11 protein-coding genes are annotated in these 15,783 nt (G+C 37.0%); 6 read left to right on the top strand and 5 right to left on the bottom strand.

All coding sequences use genetic code 11. The features are described from left to right. The first annotated feature begins 8 nt into the window (after window positions 1-8). Window positions 9-506 (top strand): DUF6646 family protein, encoded by a 498-nt coding sequence (locus tag BUB25_RS04530; protein ID WP_072940673.1) that lies wholly within the window; start codon window positions 9-11, stop codon window positions 504-506. 80 nt (window positions 507-586) lie between these two features. Here BUB25_RS04530 and amaB read toward each other — a convergent pair whose 3' ends face one another. The 3 genes from amaB to BUB25_RS04515 all read right to left on the bottom strand — a co-directional run bounded on the left by amaB (window position 587) and on the right by BUB25_RS04515 (window position 4,093). Next, window positions 587-2,140 (bottom strand): L-piperidine-6-carboxylate dehydrogenase, encoded by a 1,554-nt coding sequence (gene amaB, locus BUB25_RS04525; RefSeq protein ID WP_072941059.1) that lies wholly within the window; start codon window positions 2,138-2,140, stop codon window positions 587-589. 180 nt (window positions 2,141-2,320) lie between these two features. Further along, window positions 2,321-2,860 (bottom strand): 3-hydroxyanthranilate 3,4-dioxygenase, encoded by a 540-nt coding sequence (locus BUB25_RS04520; protein WP_072940671.1) that lies wholly within the window; start codon window positions 2,858-2,860, stop codon window positions 2,321-2,323. Window positions 2,861-2,983: 123 nt separating this feature from the next. Continuing rightward, window positions 2,984-4,093 (bottom strand): endonuclease/exonuclease/phosphatase family protein, encoded by a 1,110-nt coding sequence (locus BUB25_RS04515; protein WP_072940669.1) that lies wholly within the window; start codon window positions 4,091-4,093, stop codon window positions 2,984-2,986. Between the two features lie 165 nt (window positions 4,094-4,258). Between BUB25_RS04515 and BUB25_RS04510 the strand changes: the two genes are divergently transcribed. The 5 genes from BUB25_RS04510 (at window position 4,259) to BUB25_RS04490 (ending at window position 11,717) form a co-directional block, all read left to right on the top strand. Continuing rightward, window positions 4,259-5,161, top strand: a complete 903-nt coding sequence (locus BUB25_RS04510) for a S66 peptidase family protein (RefSeq protein WP_072940666.1) — start codon at window positions 4,259-4,261, stop codon at window positions 5,159-5,161. A 55-nt stretch (window positions 5,162-5,216) separates the two neighbouring features. After that, a complete protein-coding gene (locus tag BUB25_RS04505; RefSeq protein ID WP_072940663.1) occupies window positions 5,217-5,576 on the top strand; it encodes a YraN family protein in 360 nt (119 codons plus the stop codon). Window positions 5,577-5,694: 118 nt separating this feature from the next. Beyond that, on the top strand, window positions 5,695-6,351 hold the full coding sequence (locus BUB25_RS04500) for an aspartate kinase (protein ID WP_072940659.1): 657 nt from the start codon (window positions 5,695-5,697) through the stop codon (window positions 6,349-6,351). Between the two features lie 692 nt (window positions 6,352-7,043). Beyond that, on the top strand, window positions 7,044-10,187 hold the full coding sequence (locus BUB25_RS04495) for a SusC/RagA family TonB-linked outer membrane protein (protein ID WP_072940656.1): 3,144 nt from the start codon (window positions 7,044-7,046) through the stop codon (window positions 10,185-10,187). A 30-nt stretch (window positions 10,188-10,217) separates the two neighbouring features. Then, a complete protein-coding gene (locus BUB25_RS04490; RefSeq protein ID WP_072940635.1) occupies window positions 10,218-11,717 on the top strand; it encodes a RagB/SusD family nutrient uptake outer membrane protein in 1,500 nt (499 codons plus the stop codon). Window positions 11,718-11,799: 82 nt separating this feature from the next. On the opposite strand, the gene mfd is transcribed toward BUB25_RS04490, so the two are convergent. Together mfd and BUB25_RS04480 are read right to left on the bottom strand one after the other, a co-directional pair. Next, window positions 11,800-15,159 (bottom strand): transcription-repair coupling factor, encoded by a 3,360-nt coding sequence (mfd, locus tag BUB25_RS04485; protein WP_072940630.1) that lies wholly within the window; start codon window positions 15,157-15,159, stop codon window positions 11,800-11,802. Next, window positions 15,152-15,754, bottom strand: coding sequence for a hypothetical protein (locus tag BUB25_RS04480; RefSeq protein WP_072940627.1), 603 nt, complete (start codon window positions 15,752-15,754; stop codon window positions 15,152-15,154). The genes mfd and BUB25_RS04480 overlap by 8 nt, the downstream gene beginning before the upstream one ends. Window positions 15,755-15,783 lie beyond the last annotated feature (29 nt).

The raw sequence follows: 15,783 nt of genomic DNA, 5'->3' as shown, positions 1-15,783 counted from the left end.
TATAGAATATGAAAAAAATTGTTACAATATCGTTACTATTATTCGTTGGATTCCTAAATGCTCAAGCCTTTAAAGGCAAAGGAGACGCAAAATTCAATCTTGGCGCAAATATTCAAAACGGAGGAACAGGAATTGGAGTTTCTTCTGATTTTGGAATCGGAGAGAACATGTCCTATGGTTTTGCGTCTTCCTATCTGCTCTCTGTCGATACAGATGCGCTAGGAAACAAACCCGAGTTTGGAGATCGATTTGACCTAAAATTCCGATTCAATGCAAATATGGGAAATGTTTTTCAACTTGATGAAAAAATGGATATTTATCCAGGACTTGATTTAGGCTTAAGAAATTTTGGTGCCCATTTAGGATTCCGTTATTTCTTCACTGAAGGTTTTGGTATTTTTACCGAAGCCGGAATTCCATTAGCCAGTTATAAAACGGATCCAATAGGTTTTGATAAATTAAACAACCAGTTTGTGTTTAATATTGGAGCTTCATTCAATTTATAAGCAGGATTAAAATCTCTAAATTATAAAAAAAGGCAATTTGATTGATTTCAAATTGCCTTTTTTAGTAGGATTAAATTCTATTACAAATCGAATTTTATTCCCTGTGCCAAAGGCAAACTTGTCGTATAATTGATTGTATTAGTTTGTCTTCTCATGTAGATTTTCCAAGCATCAGACCCAGATTCACGGCCGCCGCCTGTTTCTTTTTCTCCACCAAAAGCACCACCAATTTCAGCTCCGGAAGTACCGATATTCACATTGGCAATTCCACAGTCAGAACCTACAACAGATAAAAAGTGTTCCGCTTCTCTTAAATTATTAGTCATAATGGCTGATGAAAGTCCTTGCGCAACTCCGTTTTGAACATCGATTGCATTTTCTACAGTACCAGAATATTTCAATAAATACAATACCGGAGCAAATGTTTCATGTTGTACAATTTCATAAGAATTATCAGCTTCGGCAATAGCTGGCTTAACATAACAGCCACTTTCGTATCCTTCGCCAGAAAGAACACCACCCTCAACAAGAATTTTCCCTCCTTCTTCTACCACTTTAGTCAATGCTCTATTGTACATTTCAACAGCATGAGTATCGATCAGCGGACCAACATGATTGTTTTCGTCCAATGGATTCCCAATACGCAATTGACCATAAGCCGAAACTATAGCATCTTTTACTTTATCATAAATACTTTCGTGAATGATTAAACGACGTGTAGAAGTACATCTTTGTCCCGCTGTTCCTACCGCTCCAAAAACGGCACCAATAACGGTCATTTTTATATCGGCATCCGGTGTTACAATAATGGCATTGTTTCCTCCTAGTTCTAATAATGTTTTCCCTAAACGTCCCGCCACAGTTTGCGCAACAATTTTGCCCATACGAGTGGATCCGGTAGCAGATAGTAATGGGATGCGTTTATCGGCACTCATTAACTCTCCTATTTTATAATCCCCGTTGATTAAACACGAAATTCCTTCCGGAAGATTGTTTTCCTTAATTACCTCAGCAATGATATTCTGACAAGCAATTCCACAAAGTGGTGTTTTTTCAGAGGGTTTCCAAACGCAAACATCACCACAAATCAAAGCCAAGGCAGTATTCCAAGACCAAACCGCTACCGGAAAGTTGAAAGCAGAAATAATTCCAACAATTCCCAATGAATGGTATTGCTCATACATTCTGTGTCCCGGACGCTCAGAATGCATGGTTAATCCGTACAATTGACGGGAAAGACCCACTGCAAAATCACAGATATCAATCATTTCCTGTACTTCACCATAACCTTCTTGTAATGATTTACCCATTTCGTAAGAAACCAACTTACCTAAAGCTTCCTTTTTCTCACGTAATTTATCTCCAAATTGACGCACAATTTCACCACGTTGCGGTGCAGGCATCAATCTGAAAGTTTTAAAAGCGGCGGTAGCAGCCTGCATCACTTTTTCATAATCTTCCGGAGTTGAAGTTTTTACGGATGCAATCAATTTGCCATCCACAGGCGAATAACTTTCAAGAATCGCTCCATTTGCAAAGTGATTCAAACCTGTTGAAGTCCCTTCATTTATGTCTTTAATGCCCAATTGTGCAAAAGCTTCTTTCATTCCAAATTGATCTGCTATTGTTATCATTGTAACTTTTTTATTAAAAATTGTTATATTTTTTTTAGGTAAAGATATTATTAAATCCTGAAATTTTAAAATAATGTACAAATTAAAATAAAAGACAAGCCATATCAAAGCCATTTCAGAACCAGAAATCCCGAAACGGCTAACATGAATAACTCTAACAAAGTTTAGGGTAAAATCGTATTACTTTTGACTTACAAATCTTGGGTCTGTATCCATAACAGTACCACATTTAGTGCAAGTTCTGAGTTCAGCTGAACTATAGAAGTCTTCAAAATGAGAAAGAAAGTCTTTTTCGATATTGTGAAGTTCAAAATAAACTTCATGTAATTTATGATTACAATTATCGCAATACCAGATTAAACCGTCGGTAAATCCTTTTCCGGCTCTTTTGCGTTCAATTACCAAACCTATTGAACCTTCTGAACGAATTGGAGAATGTGGTATTTTCGCCGGATGCAAATACATATCGCCGGCATGAAGCTCCATTTCTTTGCGTTGACCGTCTTCCTGAATCACCACCTTGATTGACCCTTCTAATTGGTAGAACAATTCTTCGGTTTCATTATAATGGTAATCTTTTCGAGCATTGGGACCGGCCACTATCATGACAATATAATCCCCAGATTCTTGGTATAAATTTTTATTACCAACCGGCGGTTTCAACAGATGACGGTTTTCGTCAATCCATTTATTAAGATTGAAAGGTTTTGCTATTGCCATTTTATTGTGTTCTTGTATTTAGGAAGGCTAAGTTACTAAAAATCTCAAGGCTTATTATTTATAATAACGTAAAGTCTTTTAGATTTCGATCAACTATAGCGTCAAAACGCTATTAAAAAGATTCTATTTCAATTCTTTAATTAAATAAATATAAACGGGAAAATGATCACTGAAGCCAATTTCGGTAGCAGAATGTCGTTTTGGATACCCTTTATATTGTCCCGAAGTTTGTATTAAAAAAGGCTTATTGTAAATTCCCGCTTTCCAATACTTAAAAGTAGAGAAATCTTCCTGAATTAGTGATTGAGAAACCATGATTTGATCAAAAATATCCCAAGAATCCCGAAAAGCAATTGTCCCCAACCCTTTTTTGGCCATTTCTTCAAATGGATTATAAATTCCCATCAAGGGTACTTCCTTTTTAGTGGCTTTGGCTCCAAGCGCCATTTTTACGCTTTTATTATAAGGCCCGTCATTTAAATCTCCTAATGTAATCACTTTTGCATTTGGGTTTATTTCTTGCAAAGAATCGATGATTTTCCTGTTCAAAACACCGGCTGCTTCTCTATAAGGACTTGACTTTTTTTCGCCCCCAGATCGCGATGGCCAATGATTGACAATAATACTGATTTCTTCCCCTTCCAAGAATCCGGTGACCATTAATTGATCCCGAGTAAAAACACGGTTTGTCTCCGGATTCAATTCTAAATTATCATCCGTTTTATCATCTGATTCAGCTTTTAAGACTGTTTTTGTCTTGTTTTCTACTTTATACACATACAATGGAATATTCGTATACGTACTAGGTCTGAAAAATTTCTTCTGATACAATAAGGCCACATCAATTCCTCTTTTGTCCGGCGAATCAAAATGTATAATTCCAAATTCTTTGTCAATAAGTTTGGGTTCTTTAATTAAATCCTCCAAAACGCCTCTGTTTTCTATTTCGGAACAGCCGATAAAAGTGGGTGAATTTGTATTTTCCGAAGAACCAATTTCGAGTAAAACTCTGGCAAGATTTTGAAGTTTCTGATTGTATTTTTTAGCAGTCCAGCGCTGTTCCCCTTTTGGCGTCCATTCGTCATCATTCGTATTAGGATCATTAATGGTGTCAAAAAGATTTTCAAAATTGTAGAATGCAACCGTATGAATGGAATATTTCTTAGGCTGGCCAGCAAGTTTTACCATTGGCCAAAGCAAAATAAAAAAGGAAATCAAACGCAATACTCTCATAACTGATTTTTTAAAATTTGATTAGACGAAAAGCACTTTTTTGAAAATCCAAAACTAATTCTAGTAAAAATACTTCATTTATAGAACAATCTAAAAAATATTTCGAAATTTCCTATCTTTGTTAAAGGCTCTTAGAATCTAAAAATAGTCAAGTCCAAACACCAAATGATAACACCACCCAAATTACAAAAAGGAGATACCGTAGCCATTTTGGCAACAGCCCGAAAAAACACAGATGACAACCTTAAACCTGCAATTGATCTATTGCACAGTTGGGGACTCGAAGTTCACATTGGAAGCAGCATTGGTTTAGACCATAATCAACTGGCAGGAACCGATGAAGAAAGAGCTGCCGATTTCCAACAACAGTTAGACAACCCAAACATCAAAGCCATTTGGTGCGTTCGTGGCGGTTATGGAACGGTGCGTATGGTAGATTTATTGGATTTTACTCAATTTAAGCAAAATCCAAAATGGATTATCGGCTTTAGCGACGTTACCGTTTTGCACAGCCATTTGAATATTATGGGTTATAAATCCATTCATGCAATTATGCCCATAAGTCTTGAAAAAGCGAGTCAGGAAGCCGTTGAAACTCTTAAAAAAGCCTTATTTGCCAGTCCTTTATCCTATGAAATTGACGCTGATTCCAAAAATCGATTGGGTAGCGCAACCGGAGAATTAGTGGGAGGTAATTTATCTATTCTGTACAGTCTTTTTGGTTCACCATCAGCAATAGACTGCCAAGGCAAAATATTATTCATTGAAGATCTGGACGAATATCTCTACCACGTAGATCGCATGATGATGAACTTAAAAAGAAACGGCTGCTTAGAAAACCTTAAAGGAATCATTGTAGGTGCTATGTCTAAAATGAGAGACAATGAAATCCCCTGGGGCAAAGATGCACTTGAAATCATAGAAGAAATTACTAAAAATTATACTTTTCCTATTCTTTTTCACTTTCCCGCAGGTCACATTGATGACAATAGAGCTTTGATCATGGGAAGCAAAATAACCATCGAAGTGAATGAAAAAAAATGCCTGATACAATTTGATAACCAATAATTAAAATATTCGAATCGCAATAAGGAATACCACCACCGACACTAATAATTCTCTTATGGCAGAACACAACGAATTAGGAAAACTGGGAGAAGAACTGGCTGTGGAATTCCTACAGAAGAATGGCTATGCTATTTTAGAAACTAATTGGACTTTTCAAAAAGCTGAAATTGATATTCTTGCCACAAAAGAAGGGATTCTAGCAGTTGTAGAAGTCAAGACTCGTTCTTCATTGGATTTTGGTCTGCCTCAAGATTTTGTCAAATCCAAAAAAATCCAACTTCTGGTAAAAGCAGTCGATGCTTATGTCAATCAAAAAAATCTGAACATTGAAGTCCGTTTTGATATTATTGCAGTGCATAAAGAAGGGAAATCTTTTGCAATTGAACACCTTACAGATGCCTTTTATCATTTTTAAACGCTTTTTAACACTGTTATATTTGTAACAAATTGTTTTTTATTTATATTTGCAATTGTTTTTCAAACAATAAACTATTAAAACCAATCGCTTAGAATAAGTAAAAAACTGATTTATCATGAAAACCGTTTCTTCTATAGTAGAGAATTACATCAAAACGAAGCCTTTTTTATTAAACGCCTTATCACTTGGGATCATCAACTTGACTTCATTGTCAAGAAACATTATGGCCGAATTGGAAAATGAATTTGACAAGGAAGTAAAACAAGGCGCCGTAGTAATGTCTTTAAAAAGACTGACCGAAGAACTCGATTTTAGATTGAATCATAAGATCAATAAAGTAATAAAAAATATTGGAGAAATCACTGTACGCTCTTCATTGACTGATTATACTTTTGCTGTTTCAGAAACTGTTTTAAACAAACAAGCAGAATTAATTTCGGATATTAATTCGTTTCCGGATGTTTTTTATACCTCATCCCGTGGCGTAAACGAAATTAACATCGTAGTCAGCAAAAGCGTAAATCAATTGGTAGACAAGCATTTTGCCCATGAAAAATTGATACAAAAACTGGACGACCTTGCTTCTATCACCGTAAAATTACCCAAAGAGAACATTGCCGTTCCTGGAATCTATTATTTTATTTTTCAGCGTCTTGCTTGGGAAGGAATTATCATTAATGAAGTGATATCAACTTCAAATGAATTTACCATACTAGTAAGCGAAGAACAGGTAGATGTTGCTTTTAAAGTAATCAAGGACTTAAAAAATTAACACAAAATCTATCGTATTTATTTCATTTAGATACAAATAGCACTTCTCATCGTAAAAAAGGAATTAATTTTTAATTCCTTTTTTTTTTTGTTATTAAATGCAAAACAATCCACATTCCTGCTGACAAACCCTTTATGGTTAACCAACCATAAAAAATCTCTGTGCTTTATTGCAAAAATTATAAGCCTACATCATGGCTTTGACAAACTAAGATTGTCAAAAAAAAAAAAAACAGAAAGAAACTTCAACATTTCTACACTCTAATAAAAATCTATCTATTACTTTTTGAATTAGGATAATTAAAAAGTAAAATTCTTACTTTTTAATCGAATCATTACCATATAAAACTATTTTAAAGTTAAAACAGTTTGTTTTTAGATCAAAAAATCCTAAAAAAGTCAAAATTATACATTTCTAACAAAGATAATATAGTATCGTTTTTAGATAATTTACTGAAATTTTAATCAAGGTAGAATAGATAAGTTTGAAAATATAAAAATTCTTGGAAACCGTTAAAACTGTTTTACCAAAGAAGTCAACACTTAAAGGATATTCCTGAAATCTATTAAAAACATGATCTAACTAATAAAAAAGGGCAAATTTAACCACTAAAAAGGAGGGCAAAATGAAATAAAAATTAAGCATAAAAACTAATTAACTAAAAAAATTCTACTAACACAAAACAAAACCAAATGAAACATTCCGATTTATTAATCAGGAGACTTTTCTACGTTCTCCTACTCGTATGTTTATGGCTGCCTAATGCCACTTTTGCACAAAAAAACAACTCCGAAACCAAGAACGTTTCCGGAAGAATCACTGATATCACCGGAAACGGATTACCCGGAGTAAACGTCCTAGTGAAAGATACTAAAATAGGTGTCAACACAGATATTGACGGTAAATACAGTATCAGTATTCCGGCCAGTGTTGCAAATCCTACTTTAGTTTTTTCTTATTTGGGTTATGCCGAAAAAACAGAAATCCTCAACAATCGCAAAGAAGTAAGCCTAGTGCTTCAGGAAGGAACTAACAAGCTTGATGAAGTAGTTGTAATAGGATATGGATCCATCAAAAAAGGCAATGTCACTGGTGCCATTTCGTCCATTAAGAAAGAAAGTATTGAAACCCGTGCCACAACTAATCCCGCAGAAGCTTTACAGGGTTTAGTAGCTGGGGTAAATGTTCAAAAAAATGGAGGAAATGCAGGATCTGGCGTGAACGTAAAAATTCGTGGTGTAAATACCTTTGGCAACAACGAACCTTTATATATTATTGATGGTTTCCAAGGATCCATCAGCACGGTAAACCCAACTAACATAGAATCGATAGAAGTTCTTAAAGATGGTGCCGCAGCTGCAATCTATGGTTCTGTTGCCGCTAACGGAGTAGTAATCATCACTACCAAAAATGGTCAGAAAGAAGGCATCAAAGTTGACTTCAGTTCTTTTTTAAATAGTACTGTTACTGCCAAAAGATTAGATTTATTAAACGCTGATCAATATCGTACCGTACATAAAAAAATGTACGACGAATACAATAAATATAGCAATAACCCAGTGACATTACCCGCTTACATCACCTCGCCTTCTCCATACGACACCAATTGGCAAGATGAAGTTTTCCGCACGGGACTTGCCCAAAATTATGGTCTGGGAATTCAAGGCAGAGAGGGAGACATCAAGTTTGCCTTATATGGTAACTACGCCAAAGAAAAGGGAATCATCATAGACAATAATTTTGGACAACAAAATGCCAGTGCCAGAGTAAGTTTTAAAAAATCAATTTTTGATGTGGATGCCAAAATGGCTTACATTGGAACAAAAAGCGAACAACCTAATTTTCAATTAAAAGAGGTTTATACCATTTCACCTTTGGTACCAGTTTTAGATCCTAGCCAACCTTATGGTTATGGATTGACCGATAAAAATGGATTGCCATCTGGAACCAATCCCGTTGCCGACGAACATTTCAGAGACCGAGTAGATAACGGACAAGATCTTACGGCAAACATTGCTATAACAGCCAATATTTTACCTTGGTTGAAATTCAAAACTGCTTACTCTTACCGAGTGAAAAACAACCAACAAATTGCCCATTTCCCACCTTTTATAGCCGACTCAAAAGCACCACATAATTATGCGTTACAGAATGAAGTGAGATCACATTGGGACGAACAAATACTGGACAATATCCTAAGTGCTGATAGAACTTTTGGTGCCCATTCTATCAATGCAATGGTGGGTAGCACCATTAACGCCGCTTCCTCTAACTGGAATAATGTAACCGTGGAAGGAAAAACCACTGACTATACGGTTATAAATGGGCAATTAGTATCGAATGAACATGCTGCCGGTTTTCTTGATCCAAACTTTGCTACGATAGGCGCCGGAAAAGGAGGAACGTATTCTGCTGACGGATCTAAGTACCAATACAACAGACTTTCTTATTTTGGACGTGTAAACTATTCTTATAAAGATCGTTATTTAGCCCAAGCCACGATGCGTTATGATGGTTCTTCTAAATTTGGAAAAGACAGCCGTTGGGGAGCATTCCCTTCTGTAGCCTTAGGTTGGAAAATAGATCAAGAAGATTTCTTCCCTAAAGAAGGTATCGTTTCTACTGTTAAATTACGTGCCAGCTGGGGTCAATTGGGTAACGAAGCAGCTTTGGGATACTATTCTTCAAACTCTTTGATTAATTCCGGAAACTATTTAAATTCAGGTTATGTTCAAGGAAGCGGAAGCAACCCTTGGCCAGGAAGCATCGCTACCGCACTTGAAAACAGAACCCTACAATGGGAAACAACTGATTCTAAAAACATTGGTATTGATTACACCCTAAAAAACAAAAAAATAAGCGGATCGATTAACTACTATCGCAACGTAACCGATAAATTGCTAATCACTAAAAAACTAGCCCCATCTGCTGGTATTGACGATCCAATTCTAAACGTAGGTAAAATAAGCAATAGCGGTTTTGAATTCGAAATTAACTACCGCGAGCAAAGCAATGCATTCAAATACAATGTAGGATTCAATTTCTCAACACTGCGCAACAATGTGGAGTCCTTGGCCAATGCAGATCAGGCCATCAACGGTGAAGGTTTAAAATATGGAGACGAACACTTTCCTACCCAAGCGCGTGTAGGAAGACCTATCAGCTCTTTTTACCTATACCGCACGGATGGAATATTCCAATCTGATGCCGAAGTAGCTAGCTATACAAACAGTACTAATGATTTGTTACAACCTAATGCAAAACCGGGTGATATTCGTTTCAAAGATTTAAACAATGACGGTGTTATCGATGAAAACGACAAGGAATTTGCTGGAACTGGTTTACCAAAACTGGAAGCAAACCTTAACTTAGGTGCTAATTATATGGGATTTGATTTCTCTGCCTTATTTGGTAGTGCTTGGGGGAATAAATTGTACAATGGAAACCGTTATTTCTTCGAATCGATGAGCTCAGGAACTAACATGTTGGCTTCAACGCTTAATTCTTGGACACCTGAAAACCAAAGTAGCACTCCTCGTGCAGTATTAGGAGACCCTAATGGAAACAGCCGTGAATCAGATCGCTTCCTTGAGAACGGTAATTTCATCCGTCTGCGTCAATTACAACTCGGATATTCATTGCCTAAAAAATGGCTAGAAGCGGCAAAAATAGACAAGTTACGTTTTTATGTAAGCGGCGAAAATTTATTGACCATCACTAAATATAAAGGTATTGACCCTGAGTTTGCCCGTACATCGATACTGGATTCAGGTGTAGATCGTTTTGTATTTCCTTTTACCAAATCATTTGTCTTTGGAGTACAATATATATTTTAATATTAGCTAATAAATTTTAAAGAGACCATTATGAAAAAGATACTATATATTTTACCTGTTTTGGGTATGTTAACCATAGCGAGCTGTAGCGATTTCTTAGAGCAACAGTCACCAGATCAGCTTACTTCTTCTTCTTTTTGGAGAAACAAATCAGATGCCGAAGCCGGACTGGCAGCCACTTATGCCATGCTTGAAGGCGCCGTTGACGAATGGGCTTTTGCCGAAGTAAAATGGCCGGTTGAAGCTTACCGAGAAGATATTTGTAAGTTAGGTAGCGACGCCTTAAATTACCAAAACTGGGTAGAGCTTGCTGAATTCAATTATACCAACGGAAACAGTCAGTTTACGTCCTATTGGAAACTGAATTACCGCGGAATAAGCAATGCCAATCAAGTAATCGAAAAAGTAGGACAGATGTCTTCTGCAGCAATAACCGACACGGATAAAAATCAAATTGTGGCCGAAGCCCGTTTTCTGCGTGCTTACTATCACATGAAATTAATCCTAAACTGGGAAAAAATTATCATCCGTAACAAATACATCACTAATCAAAGTGAATTGAGCGCACCCCTTGCCAGCCGAACTGAAGCTTGGGATTTCATCACCAGCGAACTGAAAGCAGCAGCCGATGTTCTTCCACCGGCACAGCCTCAGGACAAAACTGGTCGTGCGACTAGCGGAGCGGCAAACAGCTACCTTGGTTTTGCTTATTTAACAAGAGCTTACGAAGAAACAGCTCAAAAACAGGCTCACTTAAACGAAGCTGTAACCGCTTTAAATAAAGTACAGGGATATTCACTGGTTAAAAATTACGTAAGTCTATTTGACGGAACGAATAAAAATTCTCCAGAATCCGTTTTTGAACTGCAATTTTCTGACAACACTGCTAACGGCGCTTTCTATAAAACGGCATTGCATTTTTGGATGGCCGCTGGCGAATTGGGCGGCTGGGACGAAATCCTACCAACCACCATGTTGATGAACGAATTCAAGAAAGAAGGAAAAATAGCTACTACCGGAAATTATGATTCGCGTCTTTATGCCACTGTTTTCTTTAAAGATCCTTATTTTAATGACCCCGCCAATCCAAGAATTTTTGGAGAAACCTATGACAATCTATTTGGAGGTATTGACAAGCCTGCTTTCCGTAAATTCATTCCTCCTACTCAGGACAAAATGAATGAAGATTTCACAGGAATGAATGTTCCTTTAATGAGATATTCTAATGTATTGCTGATGAAAGCGGAAGCCTTAAACGAATTGACTCGTACAGCCGAAGCCATTCCTTTTATCAATACGGTACGTAACCGCGCTGATATGCCCGCTATGACTGGTACTACCTATGCGGATGTGAAAGCACAAATCGAGCATGAAAGAATTATTGAATTCCCGCTGGAGAATTTCCGTTTCTATGATTTGCGTCGTTGGGGAAAAACAAAAGCCGCACTTGATGCCGTAGGACGTACTAATTTTGATCCGGCAAAAAACAGTTTCTATCCGGTGCCTATTACAGAAGTGCAGAATAACTAATTCCTTTCTGCATTTGGATTAAAAACAATGAAGCCTCCTGAATTTTCGGGAGGCTTTATTTATTTCAAAAAAAAATATTTTATTAAAACATCTGCATCAATTCCAAGGCCCTTCTGGTTGATTTTACATTCTCAAAAGTTAATAAAAGACGTAATCCATTTGCTGTTTGCTTTTCTTTCATTTTGCAAAGCGAAGGATTTTTTTGTACAAATTGCAATACTTTATGAAAGCGATTGGATTGATAATAATCCGATTGTTGATCCGATACAAAATAACCAATCATTTTTCCTTGCTTCATTACCAATTTTTCGATTCCTATATTGCTGGCAATCCATTTAATTCGAATACTGTTCATCAGAGCAATCGCTCGTGGTGGCATCGGGCCAAAACGGTCAATCAATTTTTTCTGAAAAAGCTGTAAATCCTCTTCGTTTTTAATGGCTCCCAATTCGTTATACAAATTCAAACGTTCGCTGATATTATTGATGTATTCATCCGAAAACAACAACTCAAAGTCCGTGTCGATTTGCAGGTCTTTTACATATTCTTTGGTCTCAATATCATTTTCTTCCGGATACAAATCTTTGAATTCATTTTCCTTCAATTCCTCGATGGCTTCGTTCATGATTTTTTGATAGGTATCAAAACCAATCTCGTTGATGAAACCGCTTTGTTCGCCTCCCAATAAATCTCCCGCACCACGAATTTCCAGATCTTTCATCGCAATATTGAAACCGCTTCCCAGTTCGCTGAATTGTTCCAAAGCCTGGATTCTTTTTCTCGCATCATCCGTCATCGCCGAATAAGGCGGACAAATGAAATAACAAAATGCTTTTTTATTGCTTCGACCAACGCGACCACGCATTTGATGCAAATCTGACAAACCAAAATTATTGGCGTTATTGATAAAAATCGTATTGGCATTAGGAACATCCAAACCGCTTTCGATGATGGTGGTTGCCACCAAAACATCGAATTCTCCGTTCATAAAGGCCAACATCAACTCTTCGAGTTTTTTTCCGTCCATCTGGCCGTGGCCAATTCCCACTCGGGCATTGGGCACCAAACGCTGAATCATTCCGGCGACTTCCTTGATGTTCTCAATTCGATTATTGATAAAGAAAACCTGACCATTACGTTGAATTTCGTACGAAATCGCATCCCTAATCAACTCTTCACTAAAACCAACCACATTCGTTTCAATAGGATATCTATTCGGCGGAGGCGTTGTAATCACCGATAAATCGCGTGCTGCCATCAACGAAAACTGCAAGGTCCTCGGAATTGGCGTCGCGGTCAAAGTCAAGGTATCCACATTGGCCGCTATAGTTTTTAACTTGTCTTTTACATTTACCCCAAATTTTTGTTCCTCATCCACAATCAACAATCCAAGATCTTTGAAAACTACATTTTTGTTGACCAATTGATGTGTTCCAATAACAATATCGAGTTTACCTTCGGCTAAATCTTTGAGCGTTTCTGCTTTTTGTTTGGCGGTTCTAAAACGGTTCAAATAACCAATAGAAACCGGCATATCCTTTAATCTTTCCGTAAAAGTACGATAATGTTGGTAGGCCAAAATTGTCGTAGGAACCAAAACCGCAACCTGTTTGCTATTATCCACAGCCTTAAAGGCGGCGCGAATTGCAACCTCGGTTTTACCAAAACCCACATCCCCACAAACCAAACGATCCATTGGCCGATCACTTTCCATATCGGCTTTTACTTCCTGGGTAGATTTGGTCTGATCCGGCGTATCTTCATAGATAAACGAACTTTCCAATTCGTTCTGTAAATAGCTGTCGGGCGCAAACTGGAATCCTTTATCCAAACGCCTTTTGGCATACAACTGAATCAGATTAAACGCAATATGCTTTACTCTTGCCTTGGTTTTTTGTTTTAAAACCTTCCAGGCATTCGAACCCAGTTTGTAAATCTTGGGAGGAGTTCCGTCTTTGCCGTTGTATTTCGAAATTTTGTGCAGCGAATGAATACTCACATACACAATATCATTATCGGCATAAACGAGTTTTATTGCTTCCTGCGTTTTCCCTTCCACCTGTATTTTTTGCAATCCTCCAAAACGACCAATTCCATGATCGATGTGCGTCACATAATCGCCAACGGATAAAGTCGTCAGTTCTTTTAAGGTAATATTCTGTTTTTTCGAATAGCCGTTTTTGATGCTGAATTTATGATAACGTTCAAAAATTTGATGGTCGGTATAACAGGTAATTTGATTTTCCTCATCAATAAAACCTTGGTACAAAGGCAAAACAATGGTATGGTATTGTTTTCGGATATTCTCCGAATTGGCTTCATCCAGAGTTTCAAAAATATCATGAAAGCGTTTCGCCTGATTTTCATTGGAACAAAACAAATAATTCTTGTATCCATTGAAATGATTTTCGCTCAAATCATTCAACAACAAATCAAATTGTTTGTTGAAAGACGGCTGTGGCTTAATATGAAATTCGAATTTTTGACTGACTCTAAAAATAGGTTTTGAACCCCATTCTACAATCGAAAAATCCAAGGCTCTTTTTATAAACTCCTTTTGGTTTAGGAATAATTGTTCCGGAGTGGAACGGCGTATTTCTTGCGATAATTTAGCAAATACTTCCTCGGCTTTGGCAAATTGCTTGTCCAATTGCGCGAAAAGATCTTCGGTATTTTGAATGAAAATGATCGTTTTCTCCGAAATATAATCCAGAAAACTTTCCCTGTTTTCCTGAAAAACTTTGTTTTCGACATTTGGGATTATCGTAATCTTTTTTTGTTTTTCAATCGACAATTGGGTCGCGACGTCAAAACTTCGAATGCTTTCGACTTCATCACCAAAAAATTCAACTCGATACGGATTATCATTCGAAAAAGAAAATACATCGACAATTCCACCGCGAACGGAAAATTCCCCGGGTTCCGTAATAAAATCGACTCTTTTGAATTCGTATTCAAAAAGAACTTCATTGATAAAATCAATGGAGATCTTGTCTCCAACTGATACTTTCAGCGTGTTCTTGTCCAAATCCCTGCGCGTCACCACTTTCTCGAATAAGGCTTCGGGATAGGTGACAATAATTGCCGGTTTTTTGCGGGAATTAATTCTGTTAAGCACTTCGGCGCGAAGCAAAACATTGGCATTATCCGTTTCTTCAATTTGATACGGACGACGATACGAACCCGGATAAAACAAGACATCCTGATCGCCAACCATTTGTTCGAGATCATTCAAATAATAAGCCGCTTCTTCTTTGTTGTTTAAAACAATCAAAAAAGGATGCTCGGTTTTCTTAAACAGTGAGCGAATCACAAATGAAGCTGCAGATCCCAACAAGCCGCTGAGATGCATTTTTTGCTGATTATTTTCCTGCAAACGACTTACAATCTGCAAGATTTTAGGCGAGGAATCGTAGGTATTGTATAAGGCTGCTTTACTCAACTCGGGGTAGATTTGGGTCTATTATCACATTTGGAATCGCTCTTGCGGTATCCATCATTTTCATCAGTTCAGATTCTCCTTCTTCCAACGGAATTTTGCTTTTCTCTACAATTTTATCCATCTGTCTTTCTAAGGATATTAATTCAATGTTGATTTCGGCAACCAATCGAACTACTTTTTCCTCCGGAATATTATCTAAATGAATAAACAAATCCAGCAGACGCACCTTGGTAATCAAGGTCGCAATTCGGCTTTTTATTTGGGGTTTGTTGAATTCAGGTGGAATATTATCATTTAAAGCCATTACTTTTTTAGAAATGGCTGTCGATTTATCTTGAAATGCTTCAATGGTTTTTTTAGGTTTTTGGGATAATTCGGCAAGAAACAAGCGCAATTCATTCCAGGTAGCCATACTGCCCTCAGTCGCGGTATTAATAGGAGAATCATTAAAAACCCAACCTTTATTGATTTTCGAAAAAATAACTTTTCTTTTTTCGATGCTTTTTTGATTGTCGGACAGCCTTTTTTGATCGTCATTTTTACAGGAAAAAAGAAGTGCAATCAGAAAAAAGGAGCAGGCTATTTTATATTTCATTTGTAACTATATATTAATTTTTTCAATGG

This window comes from Flavobacterium granuli, assembly GCF_900129705.1.
GTDB classification, from domain to species: domain Bacteria; phylum Bacteroidota; class Bacteroidia; order Flavobacteriales; family Flavobacteriaceae; genus Flavobacterium; species Flavobacterium granuli.
This window is presented reverse-complemented; position numbering and strand designations above follow the sequence as displayed.

What these genes read in the sequence shown, in the direction of transcription:
- BUB25_RS04530 (WP_072940673.1), top strand. Translation starts at nt 9, where the DNA reads ATGAAAAAAATTGTTACAATATCGTTACTATTATTCGTTGGATTCCTA.
- amaB (WP_072941059.1), bottom strand. Translation starts at nt 2,140, where the DNA reads ATGATAACAATAGCAGATCAATTTGGAATGAAAGAAGCTTTTGCACAA.
- BUB25_RS04520 (WP_072940671.1), bottom strand. Translation starts at nt 2,860, where the DNA reads ATGGCAATAGCAAAACCTTTCAATCTTAATAAATGGATTGACGAAAAC.
- BUB25_RS04515 (WP_072940669.1), bottom strand. Translation starts at nt 4,093, where the DNA reads ATGAGAGTATTGCGTTTGATTTCCTTTTTTATTTTGCTTTGGCCAATG.
- BUB25_RS04510 (WP_072940666.1), top strand. Translation starts at nt 4,259, where the DNA reads ATGATAACACCACCCAAATTACAAAAAGGAGATACCGTAGCCATTTTG.
- BUB25_RS04505 (WP_072940663.1), top strand. Translation starts at nt 5,217, where the DNA reads ATGGCAGAACACAACGAATTAGGAAAACTGGGAGAAGAACTGGCTGTG.
- BUB25_RS04500 (WP_072940659.1), top strand. Translation starts at nt 5,695, where the DNA reads ATGAAAACCGTTTCTTCTATAGTAGAGAATTACATCAAAACGAAGCCT.
- BUB25_RS04495 (WP_072940656.1), top strand. Translation starts at nt 7,044, where the DNA reads ATGAAACATTCCGATTTATTAATCAGGAGACTTTTCTACGTTCTCCTA.
- BUB25_RS04490 (WP_072940635.1), top strand. Translation starts at nt 10,218, where the DNA reads ATGAAAAAGATACTATATATTTTACCTGTTTTGGGTATGTTAACCATA.
- BUB25_RS04480 (WP_072940627.1), bottom strand. Translation starts at nt 15,754, where the DNA reads ATGAAATATAAAATAGCCTGCTCCTTTTTTCTGATTGCACTTCTTTTT.